Source organism: Streptomyces boncukensis (assembly GCF_011045075.1).
Lineage (GTDB): Bacteria > Actinomycetota > Actinomycetes > Streptomycetales > Streptomycetaceae > Streptomyces > Streptomyces boncukensis.
The window spans coordinates 1-21,493 of record NZ_JAAKZZ010000081.1; the positions used below are offsets into that span (position 1 = coordinate 1).

At 73.0% G+C, this 21,493-nt stretch carries 21 protein-coding genes and 1 pseudogene; 15 read left to right on the plus strand and 7 right to left on the minus strand.

Annotated features, from left to right (window positions below):
- Positions 1-185: 185 nt before the first annotated feature.
- Positions 186-1,055: a GyrI-like domain-containing protein gene (locus tag G5C65_RS10800; protein WP_165298534.1), complete on the minus strand. Its 870-nt coding sequence runs from the start codon at positions 1,053-1,055 to the stop codon at positions 186-188.
- 85 nt (positions 1,056-1,140) lie between these two features.
- A complete protein-coding gene (locus tag G5C65_RS10805; protein ID WP_420903300.1) occupies positions 1,141-1,365 on the minus strand; it encodes a Rossmann-fold NAD(P)-binding domain-containing protein in 225 nt (74 codons plus the stop codon).
- 152 nt (positions 1,366-1,517) lie between these two features.
- Here G5C65_RS10805 and argC point away from each other — a divergent pair, with 152 nt between their 5' ends.
- From argC to G5C65_RS10835, 6 genes and pseudogenes are all read left to right on the plus strand, one after another.
- Positions 1,518-2,546 carry an N-acetyl-gamma-glutamyl-phosphate reductase gene (gene argC, locus G5C65_RS10810; RefSeq protein ID WP_165298535.1) on the plus strand — a complete coding sequence of 343 codons (1,029 nt, stop codon included), beginning with the start codon at positions 1,518-1,520 and terminating at the stop codon, positions 2,544-2,546.
- Positions 2,543-3,697, plus strand: a complete 1,155-nt coding sequence (gene argJ, locus G5C65_RS10815) for a bifunctional glutamate N-acetyltransferase/amino-acid acetyltransferase ArgJ (protein ID WP_165298536.1) — start codon at positions 2,543-2,545, stop codon at positions 3,695-3,697. Before argC ends, argJ begins: the two co-directional genes overlap by 4 nt.
- A gap of 115 nt (positions 3,698-3,812) precedes the next feature.
- Positions 3,813-4,736 (plus strand): annotated as a pseudogene (argB, locus tag G5C65_RS10820) (acetylglutamate kinase); the annotation flags it as partial.
- A gap of 221 nt (positions 4,737-4,957) precedes the next feature.
- The gene (locus G5C65_RS10825; RefSeq protein ID WP_165298537.1) at positions 4,958-6,169 is read left to right on the plus strand and encodes an acetylornithine transaminase; all 1,212 of its coding nucleotides are present in this window, start codon (positions 4,958-4,960) and stop codon (positions 6,167-6,169) included.
- A 30-nt stretch (positions 6,170-6,199) separates the two neighbouring features.
- Entirely contained in the window at positions 6,200-6,727 is a 528-nt protein-coding gene (locus tag G5C65_RS10830) for an arginine repressor (RefSeq protein ID WP_165298538.1), read from the plus strand.
- A gap of 176 nt (positions 6,728-6,903) precedes the next feature.
- The gene (locus G5C65_RS10835; RefSeq protein WP_165298539.1) at positions 6,904-8,040 is read left to right on the plus strand and encodes a PQQ-dependent sugar dehydrogenase; all 1,137 of its coding nucleotides are present in this window, start codon (positions 6,904-6,906) and stop codon (positions 8,038-8,040) included.
- Here G5C65_RS10835 and G5C65_RS10840 read toward each other — a convergent pair.
- The gene (locus tag G5C65_RS10840) at positions 8,019-9,059 is read right to left on the minus strand and encodes a bile acid:sodium symporter family protein (protein WP_165298540.1); all 1,041 of its coding nucleotides are present in this window, start codon (positions 9,057-9,059) and stop codon (positions 8,019-8,021) included. The genes G5C65_RS10835 and G5C65_RS10840 overlap by 22 nt on opposite strands.
- A gap of 193 nt (positions 9,060-9,252) precedes the next feature.
- Positions 9,253-10,137: an SCO6745 family protein gene (locus G5C65_RS10845; RefSeq protein ID WP_165298541.1), complete on the minus strand. Its 885-nt coding sequence runs from the start codon at positions 10,135-10,137 to the stop codon at positions 9,253-9,255.
- Between the two features lie 131 nt (positions 10,138-10,268).
- Here G5C65_RS10845 and G5C65_RS10850 point away from each other — a divergent pair, with 131 nt between their 5' ends.
- The 5 genes from G5C65_RS10850 (at position 10,269) to G5C65_RS10870 (ending at position 16,204) form a co-directional block, all read left to right on the plus strand.
- Entirely contained in the window at positions 10,269-11,462 is a 1,194-nt protein-coding gene (locus G5C65_RS10850; protein WP_165298542.1) for an argininosuccinate synthase, read from the plus strand.
- A gap of 89 nt (positions 11,463-11,551) precedes the next feature.
- Positions 11,552-12,982, plus strand: a complete 1,431-nt coding sequence (argH, locus tag G5C65_RS10855) for an argininosuccinate lyase (RefSeq protein ID WP_165298543.1) — start codon at positions 11,552-11,554, stop codon at positions 12,980-12,982.
- A 57-nt stretch (positions 12,983-13,039) separates the two neighbouring features.
- Positions 13,040-14,008, plus strand: a complete 969-nt coding sequence (locus G5C65_RS10860; RefSeq protein ID WP_165298544.1) for an aldo/keto reductase — start codon at positions 13,040-13,042, stop codon at positions 14,006-14,008.
- Between the two features lie 82 nt (positions 14,009-14,090).
- Complete coding sequence (locus G5C65_RS10865; RefSeq protein ID WP_165298545.1) at positions 14,091-14,642, plus strand: TetR/AcrR family transcriptional regulator; 552 nt, start codon at positions 14,091-14,093, stop codon at positions 14,640-14,642.
- Positions 14,639-16,204: an MFS transporter gene (locus G5C65_RS10870; protein ID WP_165298546.1), complete on the plus strand. Its 1,566-nt coding sequence runs from the start codon at positions 14,639-14,641 to the stop codon at positions 16,202-16,204. The genes G5C65_RS10865 and G5C65_RS10870 overlap by 4 nt, the downstream gene beginning before the upstream one ends.
- Before the next feature lie 57 nt (positions 16,205-16,261).
- Here G5C65_RS10870 and G5C65_RS10875 read toward each other — a convergent pair whose 3' ends face one another.
- Positions 16,262-16,942, minus strand: coding sequence for a lysophospholipid acyltransferase family protein (locus G5C65_RS10875; protein WP_165298547.1), 681 nt, complete (start codon positions 16,940-16,942; stop codon positions 16,262-16,264).
- A gap of 287 nt (positions 16,943-17,229) precedes the next feature.
- Here G5C65_RS10875 and G5C65_RS10880 point away from each other — a divergent pair, with 287 nt between their 5' ends.
- The 3 genes from G5C65_RS10880 (at position 17,230) to G5C65_RS10890 (ending at position 19,612) form a co-directional block, all read left to right on the plus strand.
- Positions 17,230-18,408 (plus strand): glycerophosphodiester phosphodiesterase, encoded by a 1,179-nt coding sequence (locus G5C65_RS10880; protein ID WP_165298548.1) that lies wholly within the window; start codon positions 17,230-17,232, stop codon positions 18,406-18,408.
- Between the two features lie 65 nt (positions 18,409-18,473).
- Entirely contained in the window at positions 18,474-19,127 is a 654-nt protein-coding gene (locus tag G5C65_RS10885) for a sigma-70 family RNA polymerase sigma factor (protein WP_241265710.1), read from the plus strand.
- On the plus strand, positions 19,118-19,612 hold the full coding sequence (locus G5C65_RS10890; protein WP_165298549.1) for a GNAT family N-acetyltransferase: 495 nt from the start codon (positions 19,118-19,120) through the stop codon (positions 19,610-19,612). Before G5C65_RS10885 ends, G5C65_RS10890 begins: the two co-directional genes overlap by 10 nt.
- A 44-nt stretch (positions 19,613-19,656) precedes the next feature.
- Here G5C65_RS10890 and G5C65_RS10895 read toward each other — a convergent pair whose 3' ends face one another.
- On the minus strand, positions 19,657-20,115 hold the full coding sequence (locus tag G5C65_RS10895; protein ID WP_165298550.1) for a hypothetical protein: 459 nt from the start codon (positions 20,113-20,115) through the stop codon (positions 19,657-19,659).
- Positions 20,084-20,455 carry a hypothetical protein gene (locus tag G5C65_RS10900; protein WP_165298551.1) on the minus strand — a complete coding sequence of 124 codons (372 nt, stop codon included), beginning with the start codon at positions 20,453-20,455 and terminating at the stop codon, positions 20,084-20,086. Before G5C65_RS10900 ends, G5C65_RS10895 begins: the two co-directional genes overlap by 32 nt.
- A gap of 71 nt (positions 20,456-20,526) precedes the next feature.
- On the opposite strand from G5C65_RS10900, the gene G5C65_RS10905 reads away from it, so the two are divergent.
- Complete coding sequence (locus G5C65_RS10905; RefSeq protein ID WP_165298552.1) at positions 20,527-21,186, plus strand: HAD-IA family hydrolase; 660 nt, start codon at positions 20,527-20,529, stop codon at positions 21,184-21,186.
- Positions 21,187-21,493: the final 307 nt, after the last annotated feature.

A 21,493-nucleotide genomic window follows, 5' to 3' on the forward strand; every position in this document is an offset into this window, starting at 1 on the left:
GAGCGGGACGGGCCGCGTGGCCGGTGCGACAGCGGTCGGCGCGATACGGACATGACGACGACGCTAGGCCCCGGCCGCGGTCCGCCGCTTCTGCCGACCGTCCAGGGTCCGGCAACGAAAGTCTCGGCATTCCGTCCGGATTCCGGCCGGGTGGCCAGGGCACCCTCCGGCCCCGAGCCGCTCCGCTACGCTCCCTCCTCCCCCTCCACCGGCAGCCACAGCTCCGCGTCCGCCTGCGTCCCGTCCTCGGACAGGCGGGTGCGCAGGATCTCGGGCCCCGGCCGGCCGCGGTACGGGTTCGACGGGAACCACTGGGTGAACACGTCCCGCCACAGGTGCTGGATCGCCTGTGGTGCGGGTCCCGAGGTGGTGAAGACCGCCCAGGTGCCCGCCGGGACCGGGAGCGCCGTCGTGCCCTCGGGGGCGGCGCGGGAGGTGAGCACGCCGTAGTAGTAGTCGAGCTCGGTGCCCTCGGCGCGACTCGGGTCCAGGTCGTCGCAGGCCGCGACGATGCCGTGCGGCTCCTGGTCCGACAGGCTCTCCAGATGCTCCCGGACCCGCGGCTCGACTCCGCGGACGAATTCCATGATCGCTTTGTTGGGCCCCTGGTGCACCATCGGCACCCGGGTCCTGAGGCCGACAACGGTGAACGCGGGCTTGTCCACGATGCGGTAGCGCATGCTGCTGCTCCCTTCGACGGTGAGGCGGAAGGTGATCCGGGGCTGGGAGCTGAGTACCGCGCCGTTCCGCCGGGCCTCGCCGGGCCCGACACCGTGCATGGCGCGGAACGCCCGTGCGAACGCCTCTGCGGAGCCGTAGCCGTACCGCACCGCGATCTCCAGCAGCGGCTCGCGGCCGGCGAGCACCTGGGCGCCCGCGACGGTGAGCCGACGGCGCCGGATGTATTCGGACAGCGGCATGTTCGCCAGTGCCGAGAACATCCGGCGCAGGTGGTACTCCGAGGTGGCCGCCACCCGTGCCAGCACGGCGCCGTCGACGGTGTCGTCCAGGTGGTGTTCGATGTGGTCCATGGCCTCGTTGAGCCGGTCCAGCACGCCCCGTCTCCTTCCGGTTGACGCTGTTGACGCTATGTGTCGCCCGGGGCGGCGGACCCGACATCCTGTGCCCGATCAGGTCGGGTCAGAGCGGAGCAGCGCAGAGCGGCTTCTCAGGGCACCAGGGGACGGGCTCGCCGAAGCGGTCCAGGTAGGCCAGGCCCTTGTTGTCGAGGTGGGAGAGCGGAACGTCCACGATGAGCGGAATGCTCTCCTCTACGGTGTACGGCCCGTCGTCGCCGCCGAGCCCGGTGCGGATCCAGCCGGGAGCCGTCAGGAGCAGGCGGGCGAAAATCCGGGGTACCTCCAAGACGCCTGGAGCCGTCTCCTGGGCCAGGCCGTCCCGATGCCGCCGAAGCTCCTGCGCGCGCCCGGCCTCGTCGTCCCGGCGACCGGGACACCGGAACTTATTGCATAACTGTTCCAATACTCGTATAGTCATGCCATCGAGGAGGAGGGTTCATGACGGTGCGCGTGGCAGTGGCGGGGGCGAGTGGATACGCGGGCGGGGAGGTGCTGCGCCTGCTCGCGGGGCATCCCGAGGTCACGGTCGGAGCCCTGACCGGGCACGCGAACGCGGGGCAGCGGCTCGGTGGCCTGCAGCCGCATCTCACCCCGTATGCGGAGCGAGTCCTGGAGGAGACTACGCCCGGCACCTTGCGCGGGCACGACGTCGTGTTCCTGGCGCTGCCGCACGGCCAGTCGGCGGCGGTCGCCGAGGAGCTGGGGGAGGGGGTGCTCGTCGTCGACTGCGGCGCGGACTTCCGGCTCGCCGACCCGGCGGACTGGGAGCGGTTCTACGGCACCCCGCACGCCGGCACCTGGCCCTACGGCCTCCCCGAGCTGCCCGGGGCCCGCGAGGCGCTCCAGGGGTCCCGGCGCATCGCGGTCCCCGGGTGCTATCCGACCGCCGTCTCCCTCGCGCTGGCGCCCGCGTACGCGGCCGGGCTGGCCGAGCCCGAGGCCGTGATCGTCGCCGCCTCCGGCGCCTCCGGCGCGGGCCGGGCGCTCAAGCCGCATCTGCTCGGCAGCGAGGTGATGGGCTCCATGAGCCCGTACGGCGTCGGCGGCACGCACCGGCACACCCCCGAGATGGTCCAGAACCTGTCGGCCGCGGCGGGCGAGCGGGTCAGCGTCTCCTTCACCCCGACCCTCGCCCCCATGGCCCGCGGCATCCTCGCCACGTGCACAGCGCGAGCCGTGGCCGGGGCCGCCCCGGACACGCTGCGCGCGGCGTACGAGAAGGCGTACGCGGACGAGCCGTTCGTCACCCTCCTCCCCGAGGGGCAGTGGCCCGCCACCGCCGCCGTGCTGGGCTCCAACACGGCACAGCTCCAGGTCGCCTACGACCAGGAGGCCGGCCGCCTCCTGGCCATCAGCGCCATCGACAACCTCACCAAGGGCACCGCGGGCGGTGCCGTCCAGAGCATGAACATCGCCCTCGGGCTTCCCGAAGGGCTCGGACTGACCACGATCGGGGTAGCGCCATGAGCGTGACAGCGCCCAAGGGTTTCACGGCGGCCGGAGTCGCCGCCGGGATCAAGGAGAGCGGGGGGCCCGACCTGGCGCTCGTCGTCAACGGCGGCCCGAGCCGGGCGGCGGCCGGGGTCTTCACCGCCAACCGCGTCAAGGCGGCCCCGGTCGTGTGGTCGGAGCAGGTGCTCAAGGGCGGCCGGGTCTCCGCCGTCGTCCTCAACTCCGGCGGTGCCAACGCCTGCACGGGGCCCCGCGGCTTCCAGGACACCCACGCCACCGCCGAGAGGGCCGCCGAGGCCCTGGGGCACAGCGCGGGCGAGGTGGCCGTCGCCTCCACCGGGCTGATCGGCACCCTCCTCCCCATGGACAAGCTGCTGCCCGGCGTCCAGCAGGCCGCCGAAGCGCTGTCGGCGCACGGGGGCGAGAAGGCGGCGATCGCCATCAAGACCACCGACACGGTCCACAAGACGGCCGTCCGCGAGGGCACGGGCGGCTGGACCGTCGGCGGCATGGCCAAGGGCGCGGGCATGCTCGCGCCGGGCCTCGCCACCATGCTCGTCGTCCTCACCACCGACGCCGACCTCGACTCCGCGGCGCTGGACTCCGCGCTGCGCTCCGCGACGCGTACGACCTTCGACCGGATCGACTCCGACGGCTGCATGTCGACCAACGACACCGTGCTGCTGCTGGCCTCCGGCGCCGCCGGAACGGTGCCGGACGAGGCGGAGTTCACCGAGGCCGTCCGCGCCGTGTGCGACGACCTCGGGCAGCAGCTCATCCGGGACGCGGAGGGTGCCAGCAAGGACATCAGAATCGAGGTCACCGGGGCGCTCACCGAGGAGGAGGCCGTCACGGTCGGGCGCACCGTCGCCCGCAGCAACCTCCTCAAGTGCGCCCTGCACGGCGAGGACCCCAACTGGGGCCGGGTGCTGTCCGCCATCGGCACCACGGACGCCACCTTCGACCCGGACCGGCTCAGTGTCGCCGTCAACGGCGTCTGGGTGTGCCGTGACGGCTCCTTCGGCGAGGACCGCGACCTGGTCGACATGCGCTACCGCGAGGTCCGGATCACCGCGGACCTCGCGGCCGGTGACGCCGGCGCCGTGATCTGGACCAACGACCTGACGGCGGACTACGTCCACGAGAACAGCGCGTACTCGTCGTGACGCGCCCGCCCGAAGGAGTGCGGGGCCGGACCCTTCCCTCCTGCCTCCCCGCCACCGTCCGACGCACCGCCCGCCCCGCTGCCTGGGCGGGCCCCTTCCCCTCCTGGAAGTCGTGATGACGATCAAGCACTCGCACGAGCGGACGTCAGCCCCCCGCAAACACACCGCCCTTCCCAAGGCCGAGGCCCTCATCGAGGCGCTGCCCTGGATCATCCGGCACCGCGGCAAGACCGTCGTCATCAAGTTCGGCGGCAACGCGATGGTGGACGAGGAGTTGAAGTCCGCCTTCGCGCAGGACGTCGTCTTCCTGCGGCACGCGGGCCTGCGCCCCGTCGTGGTGCACGGCGGCGGCCCGCAGATCAGCAAGCAGCTCGACGCGTTCGGCCTGGAGTCGGAGTTCAAGGCCGGGCTGCGGGTGACCACTCCCGAGGCGATGGACGTCGTACGGATGGTGCTGGCCGGACAGGTGCAGCGGGAACTCGTCAACCTCCTCAACCAGCACGGCCCGCTCGCCGTGGGCATGACCGGCGAGGACGCGCACATCATGGCCGCCACCAAGCGCTACGCGGACATCGACGGCGAGCGTGTGGACCTCGGCCGCGTCGGCGAGGTCGACGCCGTCGATCCGGGCGTGATAGGCGCGCTGCTGGACGACGGGCGGATTCCCGTCATCTCGTCCATCGCCCGCAGCGCCGACAGCACGGACGACGGGACGGGCGTCTTCAACGTCAACGCGGACACGGCCGCTGCGGCCCTCGCCGCCGCGCTGGGGGCCGAGGCGCTGATGGTGCTCACCGACGTCGAGGGCCTGTACGAGGACTGGCCGCACAGCGACGAGGTCATCGGCAGACTGACCGCCCGGGAGCTGGAGCGGATGCTGCCCGGTCTGGCCAGCGGCATGGTCCCCAAGATGGCGGGCTGCCTGCACGCGGTGCGCAACGGAGTGCGCACCGCCCGGGTGCTCGACGGGCGTGTCCCGCACGCGGTCCTGCTGGAGATCTTCACGAACCGGGGCATCGGCACGATGGTCGTACCGGACTCCCGGCAGGACGGGGAATCGGAGGACCGGGCCCCTGACCCTGACGACCGGGTCTCCGGCGACGGCGTTCCCGGCGACAGCGTCTCCGGCGATCCCAGCTCCGCTGCCGACCGCTCCGCTGCCGACCCGTCCGACGCCGACCTGTCCAATGCCGACCTGTCCGATGCCGACGCGTCCGTCGCCGACCGTGTCGCGGACGGCGACGCCAAGGAGGCCGCAGCATGACCGCAGCGCCGCACGGCGACTCCGCCCTCACCGCCCGCTGGCGGGGCGCCCTGATGGACAACTACGGCACCCCCCGCCTCCCCCTCACGCACGGCGAGGGCGCCCGGCTGTGGGACGCGGCCGGCAACGAGTACCTCGACTTCGTCGGCGGCATCGCCGTCAACGCGCTCGGCACCGCTCATCCCGCCGTGGTCCGCGCGGTGTCCGACCAGATCGGCACCCTCGGCCATGTGTCCAACCTCTTCCTGGCCGAGCCGACCGTCGCGCTGGCCGAGCGGCTGCTGGAGCTGGCCGGCCGGCCCGGCGACGGCCGGGTCTATTTCGCCAATTCCGGCGCCGAGGCCGTGGAGGCCGCGTTCAAGATCGGACGGCGCACCGGGCGCTCGCACATGGTCGCCGCCCTCGGCGGCTTCCACGGCCGGACGATGGGCGCCCTCGCGCTCACCGGCCAGCCCGCCAAGCAGGATCCGTTCCTGCCGCTGCCGGGCGAGGTGACCCACATTCCCTACGGCGACGCGGAGGCGCTGCGCGCGGCCGTCACCGAGGAGACCGCGCTGGTGGTCCTGGAGCCCCTGCAGGGGGAGAACGGGGTCGTCGTCCCGCCCGCCGGCTATCTCGCGGCGGCCCGGGAGATCACCGCGGCCACCGGTGCCCTCCTCGTCCTGGACGAGGTCCAGACGGGCATCGGCCGCACCGGACACTGGTTCGCCTGCCAGGCCGAGGGCGTCGAGCCCGATGTGATCACCCTGGCCAAGGGCCTGGGCGGCGGTCTGCCGCTCGGCGCCACCCTCGCCTTCGGCGAGGCGGCCACGCTTCTGACGCCCGGCCAGCACGGCTCGACCTTCGGCGGCAACCCGGTCGCCTGCGCCGCCGGTCTCGCGGTGCTGGAGACGATCGAGGCCGACGGCCTGCTCGACCACGTCAAGCGCGTCGGGGCCCGGCTGCGCGACGGCGTGCTGGGAATCGGCCATCCGAGTGTGACCGAGGTCCGCGGCGCGGGCCTGCTGCTGGGTATCGTGCTGTCCCAGCCGTTCGCGCCGCAGGCGCAGCAGGCGGCGCAGGATGCGGGTTTCCTGGTGAACGCCGTCGCCCCGGACGTGGTGCGGCTCGCTCCGCCGCTGCTGCTCTCCGCCGCGGAGGCGGACGCGCTCGTGTCCGCGCTGCCCGCCGTCCTCGACGCGGCAGCGGGTGCGGCACGGGACCGATGAGCCGATGAGAGCCGAAGGGACATGTGGACGATGACCGAGGAGCACCACGGGGGCCAGGCCGTACCGCAGACGCGGACGGCGCGCCACCGCCGGATCGTCGACATCCTGAGCCGGCAGCCGGTCCGCTCGCAGAGCCAGCTGGCCAAGCTGCTGGCCGACGACGGCCTCACGGTCACCCAGGCCACCCTCTCCCGGGACCTCGACGAGCTGGGCGCGGTGAAGATCCGCAACACCGGCGGCGAACTCATCTACGCCGTGCCCGCCGAGGGCGGCGACCCCACCCCCCGGGCCCCGCTCGGCGAGTCCGCCAGCGAGGCGAGGATGGCCCGGCTCGCCGGGGAGCTCCTCATCTCCGCGGAGGCGTCCGCGAATCTGGTCGTGCTCCGTACCCCGCCCGGCGCGGCCCAGTTCCTGGCCTCGGCCATCGACCAGGCGGGCGTCCACGAGATCATCGGCACCATCGCGGGCGACGACACCCTGCTGCTGATCAGCCGCGATCCGCAAGGCGGCCAGGCGCTGGCGGACCATCTGCTGGGCCTGGCGCAGAAGGAGCGGTAGGCCGCCTCCGGGAGCGGCGCGGTATTCCTCCGAACAGGTGCGCGCGATTACCCTCACGGGAAGCCGGTTGCACAACACCCCCCACCCAGGTTGCGTGCTGGCTCGGGTGACACTCCCTCCCCCACACCCTCCAGCAGCCGGGTGAACCAGGAACCGATGCCTCCAGGAGGTTCACGGTGAAAGTTCGCAAGCGCTCGGCCCTCATCGGCACCACGTTCTTACTCGCCGCCTCGCTCGCCTTCTCCACGGCGTCAGCCCAGGACAAGCAGGACAAGGAGACCCCCCGGCAGGCCGACGCCTCGCTGACGAAGGTGGCCGACGCCCAGAGCCCCACCGCCGGCGCCGCCGGGCCCGACGGCTCCGTCTGGATCGCCGAACGGGCGGGCCGGGTACGGGTACTGGGCGACGACGGGCTCGGCGCGCCCGTCCTCGACATCTCCGGCGAGACCACCACGGACGGCGAACGGGGGCTGCTCGGGCTCACCTTCGACCCCGAGTTCGCCCACTTCTACATCGCCTTCACCGACCGGAGCGGCACCAGCACCGTCGACGAGTTCGCCGTCGAGAACGGCGAGATCCAGCAGAACACCCGCCGTACGGTGCTCACCCAGCGGCAGCCGTACTCCAACCACAACGGCGGCGACCTCGCCTTCGGCCCGGACGGCATGCTCTACATCGGGTTCGGCGACGGCGGCAGCGCCAACGACCCGCAGGACAACGGGCAGGACATGAACTCGCTGCTCGGCAAGATGCTGCGGATCGACCCCACCGGCGGCTCCCCGTACGCGATCCCGCAGGACAACCCCTTCGTGGGGAAGCCGGGGCGCGACGAGATCTGGTCGTACGGCCTGCGCAACCCCTGGCGGTTCTCCTTCGACGCCGACAAGGGCGACCTGCTGATCGGCGACGTGGGGCAGAACCGGCGCGAGGAGATCGACTGGGCGCCCGCCGACAGCGAGGGCGGCGAGAACTACGGCTGGGCCCGGATGGAGGGCACCCTGCCGGTCCGCGGCCAGGAGCCGGCCAACCACGTCCCGCCGGTCTTCGAGTACGGGCGCACCGGCGGCGGCTGCTCGGTCACCGGCGGCTACGTCTACCGCGGCGCCGCGCTAGCGGAGCTGACCGGCCAGTACGTCTACAGCGACTACTGCGACGGCACCATCCGGTCGCTGGAGATGGACAACGGCCAGGTCACCGGCCGGCACAGCCTCGGCGTCAGCGGCGGCAACGTCGCCGCGTTCGCCCAGGACGGGGACAAGGAGCTCTACGTCCTCGCGCTGCGCGGAGACGTCTACCGGCTCGACCCGGCGTAGCCCGCAGCACCGCTCTCGGGGCCCTCGGGGGCTGCGGAGCCCTCGGGGGCGCCGGCGCGGTCGCGGCGCGCGAACCACGCGGCGGCCAGCGCCCCCGAGACGTTGTGCCAGACCGAGAAGACGGCGGCGGGCAGCGCCGCCAGCGGGCTGAAGTGCGCCGTGGCCAGCGAGGCGGCGAGCCCCGAGTTCTGCATACCGACCTCGAAGGCCAGGGCGCGGCCCGCGGGTTCGCCCAGCCGGGCCAGCCGTCCCACGCCGTAGCCGAGGGCCAGGCCCAGGCCGTTGTGCAGCACCACGGCGACGAAGACCAGCGCCGCCGCCGACTTGATGGCGTCCGCGCTGCCCGCCACCACGATGGTGACGATGGCCGCGATCGTCACCGCCGACATCCAGGGCAGCACGGGCAGCGCCCGCTCGACGTAGCGGCCCGCGAGCAGCCGCACCAGCAGCCCGCCGAGCACCGGCAGCAGCACCGTCTTGAGGATGTCCCACACCATCGAACCGGTGTCCACCGGCAGGAACTCGCCCGCGAGGAACAGCGTGAGCGGCGGCGTCAGCAGCGGCGCGACCAGCGTGGAGACCGAGGTGATGGACACCGACAGCGCCACGTCACCGCGCGCCAGATAGCTGACGACGTTCGAGGCGGTGCCGCCCGGCGAGCAGCCGACCAGGATCAGCCCGGCCGCGAGCTGCGCGGACAGCCCCAGCGACTGGGCGACGAGCCAGCCCAGCCCCGGCATCACCAGGTACTGCGCCGCGAGGCCCAGCGCGACCGCCCACGGGCGGCGTACGACGCTGCGGAAGTCCGGCAGCGTCATGGTCAGCCCCATGCAGAACATCACGACGCCGAGGAGGTAGGGCACCGCCTCGGCCCCGGAGGTGAAGCGGTCCGGGCTCACCAGACCGAGGGCGCCCGCGAGCACCACGAGGAGGGGGAAGAGGGTGACGGCGCGCCGGGCGCCCTTCCGCTGTTCGGATCGCACCGTGTGAGGGAACGCCCCTGAGCACGGACCGCGCAAGCGTGTCTCGGCATGTGGCCCCGGCGGATCACGTCACGGTTGCCCTCTGCCGGGGCTGCCCCGTGCTGCCGCGTCGCAGGGTGCGGCTATCGCCGTGGTTGCGCGCGCAGTTCCCCGCGCCCCTGACGGGGCGCACTCGATGCATCTGCAAGGGGCAGCCCCGGCCCAGCCCGACCGGCCGGACACGGCTTGCCTAGCGCGGAGCCGGTGCCCGGACGGTCAGGATGCCGAGGGTCGACTGCGCGGGGAGCAGCCCCGTCTCCAGGACGGCGCCGAAGACGGGGCGGTTCAGCTCCGCCAGCCGCGCGCAGCCCTCCGCGCCGAGCGCCCGGTACGGCTCGGCGGCCAGCTCGTCCGTCGTCCGCTCGACGTCGTCCCGCAGCTGTCGGCCGCGCTCGGTGGCCTTGCCGTCCGCGTCCACCAGCCCGCGCTCGGCGAGCCGCGCGCGGGCCGCCTCCCACTCCGGCGCGCTCCAGCCGCGCGCCGCGAAGTTCTCCTCGGGCGCCGCGTCCACCGCCGCGAAGGAGACCAGGGACTCGCAGCCGTCCAGTCCGGCGGTCAGCAGCGCGGCCAGATGGCCGTCCCCGCGGTGCTCCCGCAGCACGTTGGCGGCCTGCCACAGCACCAGGTGCGGCTCGTCCGGCCAGCCGAGCGCGGCGTTCGCCGCGGCCAGCGGGCGTCCGGGCAGCGGGCACGCCTCGGCGGCCGTACGGGCGAGCGCGGCGGCCTCGGCGATCCCCGGGTCGGCGAGCCGCTCCCCGAGCACGGCGCGCAGTGTGCGGTCGACCCCGCGCAGCCGGGCCGCGAGCACGGCGGAGGGCTCGGCGGTGCGCCAGACGCCGGGGACGTGTGTGCGCACCGTGGCGGGGCTGAAGCTGTAGAAGGCGGCGGTCACCGGCTCCGGGCCCACCGCACCGAGCGGCGCCGCGCGCAGCGCGAAGTACGAGGGCCAGCGCTCGGAGGTGTCGTAGCCGAGGGCCCGGGACTCCTCGGCGATCTGCGGCGCGAAGTACACCGAGGCGTAGACGGGTTCGAGCTGATGCCAGGTCTGCCGCGCAAGGGTGGGGACGTCAGTCATGGGCGCACGGTATCCGGCGCATGTGAACAGCGTCAACATGCGGTGGGCCGCCGGGCTCGGGGGCGCGTTGACGAAACATACGAGAGAGTGCATACTTATGCCATCAGCGCATGCATCGAAAGGAGAAGCCCGTGACCGAGCGCGTCGTACTCGCCTACTCAGGCGGCCTGGACACGTCTGTCTGCATCGGCTGGATCGCGGAGGAGACGGGCGCCGAGGTCGTCGCCGTCGCGGTCGACGTCGGCCAGGGCGGCGAGGACCTGGATGTCATCCGCAAGCGTGCGCTGGCCTGCGGCGCGGTCGAGGCCGAGGTCGCGGATGCGAAGGACGAGTTCGCCGAGGAGTACTGCCTCCCGGCGATCAAGGCCAACGGCCTCTACATGGACCGGTACCCGCTGGTGTCCGCGCTCTCCCGGCCCACCATCGTCAAGCACCTGGTGGCGGCCGCGCGCAAGCACGGCGCGGGCACCGTGGCGCACGGCTGCACCGGCAAGGGCAACGACCAGGTGCGGTTCGAGGCGGGCATCTCCTCCCTCGCGCCCGATCTGAAGTGCATCGCCCCCGTGCGGGACTACGCGATGACGCGGGACAAGGCCATCGCCTTCTGCGAGGAGAAGGGCCTCCCGATCGCCACCACCAAGAAGTCGCCCTACTCCATCGACCAGAACGTCTTCGGACGGGCCGTGGAGACCGGCTTCCTGGAGGACATCTGGAACGCCCCCGTCGAGGACGTCTACGACTACACCTCCAACCCCGCCACCCCGCGCGAGGCCGACGAGGTCGTCATCACCTTCGAGAAGGGCGTCCCGGTCGCCCTCGACGGCAAGCCGGTCACCGTCCTCCAGGCCATCCAGCAGCTCAACGAGCGGGCGGGCGCCCAGGGCGTCGGCCGGATCGACATGGTGGAGGACCGGCTCGTGGGCATCAAGTCCCGCGAGGTGTACGAGTCCCCGGGCGGCATCGCCCTGATCACCGCCCACCAGGAGCTGGAGAACGTCACCGTCGAGCGCGAGCTGGCGCGGTACAAGCGGCAGGTGGAGCAGCGGTGGACCGAGCTGGTCTACGACGGCCTGTGGTTCTCGCCGCTCAAGCGGGCCCTGGACGGCTTCATCGAGGAGGCCAACGAGCACGTGAGCGGTGACATCCGGATGACCCTGCACGGCGGGCGCGCGGTGGTCACCGGCCGGAAGTCCGACCAGTCGCTGTACGACTTCAACCTCGCGACGTACGACACGGGCGACACGTTCGACCAGTCGATGTCCAAGGGCTTCATCGAGATCTTCGGCCTCTCCTCGAAGATCGCCGCCAAGCGCGACCAGGCGTAACGACAGCCGGCACGGGCACTACGGCGGGCACCCACCGGTGCCCGGCCGCCGACGGGACCGCACCTTCCAGCCAGGAGCAGGCGACGCACGTGAGCAGCAACGGCAACGACGACATCCGCCTGTGGGGCGGCCGGTTCGCCGACGGACCGAGCGAGGCCCTGGAGAAGCTCTCCGCCTCCGTCCACTTCGACTGGCGCCTCGCGCCGTACGACATCGCGGGCTCCCGCGCCCATGCCCGGGTCCTGCACCAGGCGGGCCTGCTCACCCAGGACGAGCTTCAGCGCATGCTGGAGGGGCTCGACCGGCTGGAGGCCGACGTCGCCGCCGGCGACTTCACGGGCACGGTCGCCGACGAGGACGTGCACACCGCGCTGGAGCGCGGCCTGCTGGAGCGCGTCGGCCCGGAGCTCGGCGGCAAGCTGCGCGCGGGCCGCTCCCGCAACGACCAGATCGCCACGCTCTTCCGGATGTGCCTGCGCGAGCACGCGCGCACGCTCGGCGGGCTGCTGGCCGACCTCCAGGAGGCCCTCGTCGGCCTCGCCGAGGCGCACCCGGAGGTGGCGATGCCGGGCCGCACCCACCTCCAGCACGCGCAGCCGGTGCTGTTCGCGCACCATGTCCTGGCCCATGCCCAGGCGCTGGCCCGGGACGCGGAGCGGCTGCGCCAGTGGGACGCGCGCACCGCCGTCTCGCCGTACGGCTCCGGCGCGCTCGCGGGCTCGTCCCTCGGCCTCGACCCGGAGGCCGTCGCCGCCGAGCTGGGCTTCGAGCGGGGCAGCTCGCCCAACTCGATCGACGGCACGGCGGCACGGGACTTCGCGGCGGAGTTCGCGTTCGTCACCGCGATGATCGGGGTGGATGTCTCGAAGCTCGCCGAGGAGGTCATCCTGTGGAACACCAGGGAGTTCTCCTTCGTGACGCTGCACGACGCCTTCTCCACCGGCTCGTCGATCATGCCGCAGAAGAAGAACCCCGACATCGCCGAGCTGGCGCGCGGCAAGTCCGGACGGCTGATCGGCAACCTGACCGGGCTGCTCGCCACGCTCAAGGCGCTCCCGCTCGCCTACAACCGGGACCTCCAGGAGGACAAGGAGCCGGTCTTCGACTCCGTCGACCAGCTGGAGCTCCTGCTCCCGGCCTTCACCGGGATGGTGGCCACGCTCACCGTGCACGGCGACCGGATGGCCGAGCTGGCGCCCGCCGGGTTCTCGCTCGCCACGGACATCGCCGAGTGGCTGGTGAAGCGGGGAGTGCCGTTCCGGGTGGCGCACGAGGTGGCGGGCGAGTGCGTGCAGGTGTGCGAGCGCGAGGGCATCGAGCTGCACGAGCTGACGGACGAGCAGTTCGCCGCGATCTCCCCGCAGCTGACGCCCGGCGTGCGCGACGTGCTCAGCGTGCCCGGGGCGCTGGCAGCCCGGGACGGGCACGGCGGCACCGCGCCGTCGGCCGTCGCCCGGCAGCTCGCCGCCTTCCGCGAGGACCTGCGGGCCCAGCGGGAGTGGGCTGCGGCCAAGGGCTGAGCGCGCCCGGTACGGTGGTGCGGCCCCGGAAAGAGCCGACCGAGCTGGGAGTCTCCCGTGCCCTTCACCCGCCTCGCCTCGGCGACGACCCCGACGGCCCACCTCGGCCTGGGGCTCGCCGCCGTCGGCCGCCCCGCCTATATCACCCTCGGCCGGGAGGCCGAGCTGCCGGACCGCAGCCCCGAGGCCCTGCGCACCCGCACCCACGAGCTGCTCGACGCGGCCTACGCGCAGGGCGTCCGCTATATCGACACGGCCCGCTCCTACGGCCGGGCCGAGGAGTTCCTCGGCGAGTGGCTGCGCCTCAACCCCGAGATCCAGGACCTGGTCGTCGGCAGCAAGTGGGGCTACACCTACACGGGGGAGTGGCGGCTGGACGCCGAGGTGCACGAGGTGAAGGACCACGGCACCGAGGCGTTCGCACGGCAGCTCGGCGAGACCCGGGAACAGCTGGGCGACCGGCTGGACCTGTACCAGATCCACTCCCTCACCCCGGACAGCCCCGCGCTCACCGACACCGCGCTGCACGCCCGCCTCGCCGCGCTGGCAGCGGACGGCGTCACGGTGGGCTTCAGCACCAGCGGACCGGCCCAGGCGGACGTCGTCCGCGCCGCGCTGGAGGTGACGGTGGACGGCGAGCGGCTCTTCCGCACCGTTCAGAGCACCTACAACCTGCTGGAGTGCTCGGCGGGCGAGGCGCTGTCCGAGGCGTACGAGGCCGGGCTGACCGTCATCGTCAAGGAGGCGCTGGCGAACGGGCGGCTGGCCGGGGAGCACGCCCCTGAGGCGCTGCGCGCGGTCGCCGACGAGGCCGGGACGAGCCCGGACGCCGTGGCTCTCGCCGCGGTGCTGCGCCGCCCGTGGGCGGGCGTCGTCCTCTCCGGCGCCGCCACCGCGGCCGAGCTGCACACCAACCTGCTCGCCGCCGCCGTCGACTTCGGCACCGCGCAGCTCGACCGGCTCACGGCGCTGGCGGAGGGGGCGGAGGAGTACTGGCGGCACCGCTCGCGGCTGCCCTGGAGCTGACTCCGCGCCGCTCCGGGACGCTCAGCGCCGCTCCGGGATAAGGGATGAGACATCACTGTCTCATTTGGTCTAACCTTGTCTCATGAGTGTGGATCGTGAAGAGCTGCTGAGCCAGGCCGCCGAGCTGCTGACCCGGAGGCCGACCTCCTCCATGGACGAGATCGCCAGGGCGGCCGGCGTCAGCCGCGCCACCCTGCACCGGCACTTCGCCGGGCGCGAAGCGCTCGTGCGGGCCCTGGAGCAGCTCGGACTGCGGCGGCTGGAGGCCGCGCTGGAGGCGGCACGCCCCGAGGAAGGGGACGCCGCCGACGCCGTGCGCCGCATGGTCGCCGAGGCCCGGCCGCTCGCCGGCTTCCTCGCCTTCCTGGTGACCGAGAACCAGCTCTTCGAGCCCGGAGAGCTCCACGAGGGGTGGAACCGGATCGACGCCAGGATCGGCGCCGTCTTCCAGCGCGGGCAGGAGGACGGCACCTTCCGCCTCGACCTCACGCCCGCCTGGCTGGTCGAGGCGCTCTACTCGCTCGTCGCCACCTCGGCCTGGGCGGTGCAGGACGGCAAGATCGCCTCCCGCGACGCCGTACGGATGACCACCGAGCTGCTGCTCGGCGGCGCGCTGCGGAGGGCGGAGGCGTGAGGGACGCGAGCCCGGGACAGGCCGACCGGACCCAGCCGCAGCCGCTGCGCTGGCTGGCGCTCGCCGTGCTGGTGCTGGCCGTGCTGCTGGTCGGCATCGACGCCACGGTGCTCGGCCTGGCCGTCCCGTTCCTCAGCGAGGACCTGCGCCCGTCCAGCACCCAGCTGCTGTGGATCGGCGATGTGTACTCCTTCGTCATCGCCGGGCTGCTGGTGTCCATGGGCAGCCTCGGCGACCGGATCGGCCGCAAGAAGCTGCTGCTCACCGGCTCGGTCGCGTTCGGCGCGCTCTCGGTGCTCACGGCCTACGCGCACAGCGCCGAGGCGATGATCGTATGGCGGGCGCTGCTGGGGGTCGCGGGCGCGACGCTGATGCCCTCCACGCTCGCGCTGATCCGCAACCTCTTCCACGACTCCCGCGAGCGCAGCGTCGCCGTCGGCATCTGGGGCGCGGCGGCGGCGGCCGGCACCGCCGTCGGACCGGTCGTCGGCGGCTTTCTGCTGGAGCACTTCTGGTGGGGCTCGGTCTTTCTGATCAACCTGCCGGTGATGGCCGTACTGGTGCTCGTCGGCGCCAAGCTGCTGCCGGAGTCGCGGAACCCCGCGCCCGGCCCCTGGGACCTGCCGAGCGTCGGTCTGTCGATGGTGGGGATCATCGCCGTGGTCTACGCCGTCAAGGAGGGCGCGGCATACGGCCTCCGCTGGGACGTGGCGGTCGCGGCCGTCGTAGGGCTGACCGCGCTGACCTGGTTCGTACGCCGTCAGCTGCGGCTGCCCGCACCGCTGCTGGACATGCGGCTGTTCGCCAGCCGGGGCTTCAGCGGTGCCGTGCTGGCCGACCTGCTGACCATTCTCGGGCTGTCCGGACTGGTCTTCTTCCTCTCGCAGTTCCTGCAGATGGTGCAGTCCCGCACGCCGTTCGAGGCCGGGCTCGCCGAGCTGCCGGCCGCGCTCGGGGCCGTGGTGACCGGACTCTTCGCCGGCGCCATCGCCCGGCGCACCTCGGTGCGCGGCGCCGTGGCGGGCGGGCTCGCGGCGGTCGGGCTGGCGCTCGGCTCCTGTGTGCTGCTCCAGCCGTCCACGGGCTATCCGCTGCTGGGCAGCGCACTGCTGGTCTTGGGCTTCGGCGCGGGGCTCGCCTTCACCGTGACGGCCGACGTCATCCTCTCCACCGTGCCGAAGGAGCAGGCCGGTGCCGCCTCCGCGGTCTCGGAGACGGCGTACGAGCTGGGTGCCGCCCTCGGCATCGCGCTGCTCGGCTCCGTGGTGACCGGGGTCTACCGCTCGTTCGACACCCCGCCGGGGGTGCCGGGCGGGGCGGCCGACAACGCACGGCACTCGCTGGGCGAAGCGGTCGAGACGGCCCACGCACTGCCGGGCCCGGCGGGGGAGCGGCTGCTGACAGCGGCTCAGGAGACCTTCACGGAGGGGCTGCGGCTGGGCGCCGGAGTCGGCGCCGCCGTACTGCTGGGGGCCTCCCTGCTCGCCTGGCACCTGCTGAAGGACCAGCGGCTCGGCGACATCCCGGAGGAGGACCCGTCCACTCCGGCCCCGGGGCGGTGACCTTGTGGTGACCCCGTGCGGGACGCCCGGTCGGGGGGCGCCGGAGGGCTGGGCGCGTTACGCCGCCTTCGCCTTCGTGGCGTAGATGTCGACGTACTCCTGACCGGAGAGGCGCATGACGTGGCTCATCACCTCGTCCGTCACCGCGCGGAGCACATAGCGGTCGCGGCCCATGCCGTCGTACCGCGCGAAGTCCAGCGGCTCGCCGAACCGGACGGTGATCCGGCGCCCGCCCCCGACCCGCGGCATCCCCTTGCCGCCCGGCTGCAGCTTGTCCGTACCGATCATCGCGAACGGGACGACCGGCGCCCCGGTCATCAGGGCCAGCCGGGCGATGCCGGTACGGCCCCGGTACAGCCGGCCGTCGGGGGAGCGGGTGCCCTCCGGGTAGATGCCGAAGATGTTGCCCTCCTCCAGCACCCGGCGCCCGGTCATCAGCGCGGCGACACCGCCGTGCCCGCCGTCCCGGTCGACCGGGATCATCCCGCAGCCGGTGAAGAACCAGGCCATCAGGCGGCCCTTGAGGGTCTTGCCCGTGACGTACTCGTCCTTGCCGATGAAGAACACCTGCCGGTCGGTGACCAGCGGCAGCACCATCGAGTCGATGAACGTGAGGTGGTTCCCGGCCAGGATCACAGGGCCCGAGCCGGGAATCCGCTCCGCTCCCTCGACCTGGGGGCGGAACAGCACACGCAGAAGCGGGCCGAGCACTGCCTTGATCAGCCGGAAACGGGACAACGGACCCTCCGCCCAGTCGGTGTTGGTCGCGCGAGACGGACGCGCAGTTGAGGACGATACTCGCCGCTACCCGCGGGTTGCACACCGGGTGCAGCGGCTCGATGCGACGAGTTGACGCGGATTACTCCCGCTTTGCCCATGTCCCCGTCATCCCATTCGCCCCATCGGTTACGTGTTTCCCCGCTGTTCGGGCCCGCGTCTCCCCTCCGTTCCGGCGCCGCGTCTAGGATCGGCGCGTTCTGTGTCAGGTGCCGGACAGCGGCACCGCGAAGTGCTGAGGAGAGCCGATGGGACAGGAGCAGCAGCCGGGCCGGAGAACCCTGCTCGGGGCGGCGGTGCTGGGCGCGGCCGGGGTGGGTGCGGGCGCGCTCGGCCAGGGAACGGCCCAGGCGGCGGACGCGTCCGGGGCGGCCGGCAAGGGCGGAGGGCGCGGCCGGCACGGCGGCCACCGGCTCCCCGTACCCGCCATCGTGGCCCACCGCGGCGCCAGCGGCTACCGCCCCGAGCACACCCTGGGCTCCTACCAGCTCGCGTTCGACATGGGCGCCGACGTCATCGAGCAGGACGTCGTCTCCACCAAGGACGGGCACCTGGTCTGCCGTCACGAGAACGACATCACCGGCACCACCGATGTCGCAGACCACCCCGAGTTCGCCGGCCGCAAGACCACCAAGAAGGTGGACGGCGAGGAGCTGACGGGCTGGTTCACCGAGGACTTCACGCTCCGGGAGCTGAAGACGCTGCGCGCCAAGGAGCGCATCCCCGGCACCCGCCAGCACAACACGCTCTACGACGGCCGCTGGGAGATCCCCACCCTGGAGGAGGTCCTGACCTGGGCCCGGAAGCGGGAGCGGGGGCACGGGCGCCGCGTCTGGCTGCACATCGAGACCAAGCACCCCAGCTACTTCCGCAGCATCGGCCTCGGCCTGGAGAAGCCGCTCGCCCGGCTGCTGCGCAAGTACCACCGGCACAGGGCCCACTCGCCCAACTTCCTGCAGTCCTTCGAGCCGAGCAGCATCCAGCGGCTGAGCAAGCTGGTGGACTGCCCCGGCGTGGTGCTGCTGTGGACGGCCGACTCGCAGCCCTGGGACTTCGTCGAGGCGGGCGACCCGCGCACGGTCGGCGACCTCATCAAGCCCGAGGGCCTGGCGTGGATGGCGGGCTTCGCCAAGGGCATCGGGCCCCTCGTCGACCTCGTCATCCCCAAGAAGGCGGACGGCTCCCTGGGCGAGCCCACCACCCTGGTGCGGGACGCGCACGCGCACCAGCTGGTGCTGCACCCGTACACCATGCGCAACGAGAACACCTTCCTGCCCACCGAGTTCCGCAAGGGCAGCGACCCCAACGCCTACGGCGACGCGTTCGGCGCCTTCCAGCGCTACTTCGAGACCGGGATCGACGGCATCTTCACCGACAACGCGGACACCGGCCTGCTCGCAGCGGAGGACTTCCGCGCCCGGAAGTGACCCCGTACGGGTGACGCGCCGTCCGCCCCGCAACCGCCGGGCGGACGGCGCGCGTGCGGTGCCGTGTGGAGGAGCACACCCTGCCGGGCCCGCGGCTCACCGCCCTGCTGGACGCCGAGTGCGCGGCGGAGGCCGCGGCGTGTCCCGGCACCGACCCCGCCGACCTGCGGCAGGGCGTTCTGCTGCGCTGGCTGCAGCACACCCGTACGACGGGTGCGCCGCCCGCGCCGCCCGGCGACTGGCTGCGCGCCGCCGTACGCGCCGAGGCCGCGCGGCAGCGGCCGTACCCGGTGCCCGGCCGGGCACCGGTCCAGCGGCCCCCGTCCCGGGTCACCGCGGCGGACGGACTCGCCGACCCGGTGTCCGACGCCGAGGCGCCGCTGCTGGCCGCCGAGTGCCGCCGTGCCCTCGCCGCCGCTGCTTCCGGGCTGCCCGGCCGGTGCCCCGCCGTACTCCGTGCGCTGCTCGCCCGTTCGGACCCCACCTACCCCCAGATCGCCCGCGAGTTGGGAATGTCACAGGGGAGTCTGGGCCCGCTCCGTTCCCGTTGCCTGGCCCGCCTGCGCAGAATGCTGGCAGCGGAGGTTGCGGCACCCCGACTCCGGGGAAGGGTGCGAGAGGCGACCGGCGGCACCGGGGCAGACAGCTCGGGCACAGCACCCTCACCCTCGCGTGCCCGCGCGGACACAACTTGGGGAGGCATGCGCACATGGGTATGAGCGTGACCATCTCTGCGGCGACCGAACACGATGCCGAGCAGATCCTGAAGCTGCAGTACCTCTGCTTCCAGCGCGAGGCCGAGATCTGCGGTGACTACGGCATCGAGCCGCTCACCCAGACCCTCGCCGACCTCCGCCGCGAGCTGGACGGCTGCTGCGTCCTGGTGGCCCGGCTCGGCGAGGAGGTCGTCGGCTCGGTGCGCGGCCGGGTCGACGAGGACGGCACGGCGCGCATCGGCCGGCTGATCGTGCACCCCAGGCTCCAGCGGCACGGACTGGGCGGGCGGCTGCTGACCGCCGTCGAGGACCGGCTGGCGACCGAGCGGGCCGCGAAGCGGTACCACCTGGTGACGGGCAGCAAGAGCGAGGGCAACCTCCGCCTCTACCGCCGGAACGGCTACGCCCCCGTCGGCACGGAGCGGGACCGCGCGGTGGTGCTGGTCGCCATGGCCAAGGACGCAGCGGCGTACGCGGCGAGCGCGTGATCCGGTGCGCCGAGGGCGCCCCTCCGGGGCACTGCCGCAGGGCCCTAGGGACCTGCGGCACCCCGCGTCCGCCGCCGCAGCCACATCAGTCCGGTCACCGGAAGGATCACCGGAATGAACAGGTAGCCCATGCCGTAGTCCGACCACACGGTCGCGTCCGGAAAGGCGGACGGCTCCACCAGGGTCCACGTGCCCACGGCGAGCACGCCCGCCAGCTCCAGGCAGCAGCAGCCGAACGCGGCCTTGCGGGCCCCCTCTCCGCCCCGTACCAGCGAGACGGTGATGAACGCGTACACCAGCGCTGCCACCGCCGAGAGCACATAGGCCAGCGGCGCCTCGTCGAACCTCGTCGTCAGCTGGACGATCGAGCGCGAGGCCGCGCCCACCGTGAAGATGCCGTACAGCGTCACCAGCAGCTTGCCGGGGCCGCTCGCGATGCCGCCGCCCCGGGACTCCGGCTCCGACCGGGTGTCAGCCACTCGCCCCGCCTCCCCAGATGTCATACAGCCGCACCTCCAGCACGGCCAGCACCACCGCGCCGGCCACCACGGTCAGCGAGCCCCACTTCGTGCGCTCGGTCAGCGAGATCAGCCCCACCACCGGGACGCAGGCCACGACGCCGACCAGATACGAGACGAAGATCACCGCGCCGTCGGCCGGGTCCTCGCCGGTGGCGAGCTTCACGGCGCCCACGACGAGCTGGACCAGCGCCAGCACCGTGACCGCGGCCATGCCGATGAAGTGCCAGTCCTTGGTGGGCTGGTCGCGGTAGGCCGCCCAGCCGCACCACGCGGCCAGCGCGAGCGCGGCCACGGCGAGCGCGACCGTGAGCGGGGTGAGCATGGGCAAAGTCTAGAAGGGGCCGCACCGCGGCCCGTGCGGGCCCCCGCGGAGCCTCCCGTACGCTGGCGGCCATGAGGATCAGCCCAGCCGCCCTGCTTTTCGACAACGACGGGACTCTGCTCTCCTCCATGGAGTCCGTGACCCGCTGCTGGACCGTCTGGGCCCGGGAGTTCTCCGTCGACGAGGCGGAGTTCGCCGCCGTCGGGCTGCACGGGCGGCCCGCGGCCGAGGTCGTCGCGGACCTGGTGCCCGCCGCACGGGTGCCGGAGGCGCTGGCGCGGATCGAGCGGCTGGAGGTCGAGGACGTCGAGGGCGACGGCGGCGGGGGCGTACGGCTGCTTCCGGGCACCGCCGCGCTGCTGCGCGCGCTGCCCCAGGAGCGCTGGGCCGTGGTGACCTCCGCCACCCGGGAGCTGGCCGACGCGCGGCTGCGCCGGGTGGGCGTCGAGGCCCCGCTGGTCATAGCCGCCGACGACATCACCCGGGGGAAGCCCGACCCGGAGCCGTATCTGCTGGCGGCCCGGAAGCTGGGCGTGGATCCGGCGCGCTGCGTGGTCTTCGAGGACGCCCCGGCCGGCCTGGAGGCGGGGCGCAGGGCGGGCATGACCACCGTGGGCTTGGCCACAACGCACCCTCGTGACGAGCTGCGCGCGGATGTCGTCGTGGATGACCTCTCAGCCGTATCCGCGCAGGTCACAGCGGGTGAGCTGGAGGTCGTCGCGGGGGAGTGAGCGCGGGGTGCGGCGGTGCCGGGGCGTCCGGAACGGTGTCCGCATGCCGGACGGTCCACCCCGCTGGTACCGCGCCGTCTGCTTTACTGGGCCCCATGAACACGACGAGCTGCCGCACCCTTGCGACCGAGGCGAAAACCGCGCCCGGTGCTCGTTGTCCGCGTATGCGCGCCATGCGGCGAATGTGTGCCCGCTGAGGGCCCCCGCCTGAGCAGCGCCGCCTGAACCGGCTCGCGCCCCGAAGCGAGCCATCCGCGCGCGTGCTCCGCAGCGCCGCGCCGACCGGCACCGCCCGCCCCTGGTGAAG

Excerpts from the sequence above, each read along its gene's own strand:
- argC (WP_165298535.1), top strand. The coding sequence starts at position 1,518 with ATGACGGTGCGCGTGGCAGTGGCGGGGGCGAGTGGATACGCGGGCGGG.
- argJ (WP_165298536.1), top strand. The coding sequence starts at position 2,543 with ATGAGCGTGACAGCGCCCAAGGGTTTCACGGCGGCCGGAGTCGCCGCC.
- G5C65_RS10825 (WP_165298537.1), top strand. The coding sequence starts at position 4,958 with ATGACCGCAGCGCCGCACGGCGACTCCGCCCTCACCGCCCGCTGGCGG.
- G5C65_RS10830 (WP_165298538.1), top strand. The coding sequence starts at position 6,200 with ATGACCGAGGAGCACCACGGGGGCCAGGCCGTACCGCAGACGCGGACG.
- G5C65_RS10845 (WP_165298541.1), bottom strand. The coding sequence starts at position 10,137 with ATGACTGACGTCCCCACCCTTGCGCGGCAGACCTGGCATCAGCTCGAA.
- G5C65_RS10865 (WP_165298545.1), top strand. The coding sequence starts at position 14,091 with ATGAGTGTGGATCGTGAAGAGCTGCTGAGCCAGGCCGCCGAGCTGCTG.
- G5C65_RS10880 (WP_165298548.1), top strand. The coding sequence starts at position 17,230 with ATGGGACAGGAGCAGCAGCCGGGCCGGAGAACCCTGCTCGGGGCGGCG.
- G5C65_RS10890 (WP_165298549.1), top strand. The coding sequence starts at position 19,118 with ATGGGTATGAGCGTGACCATCTCTGCGGCGACCGAACACGATGCCGAG.
- G5C65_RS10895 (WP_165298550.1), bottom strand. The coding sequence starts at position 20,115 with ATGACATCTGGGGAGGCGGGGCGAGTGGCTGACACCCGGTCGGAGCCG.
- G5C65_RS10900 (WP_165298551.1), bottom strand. The coding sequence starts at position 20,455 with ATGCTCACCCCGCTCACGGTCGCGCTCGCCGTGGCCGCGCTCGCGCTG.
- G5C65_RS10905 (WP_165298552.1), top strand. The coding sequence starts at position 20,527 with ATGAGGATCAGCCCAGCCGCCCTGCTTTTCGACAACGACGGGACTCTG.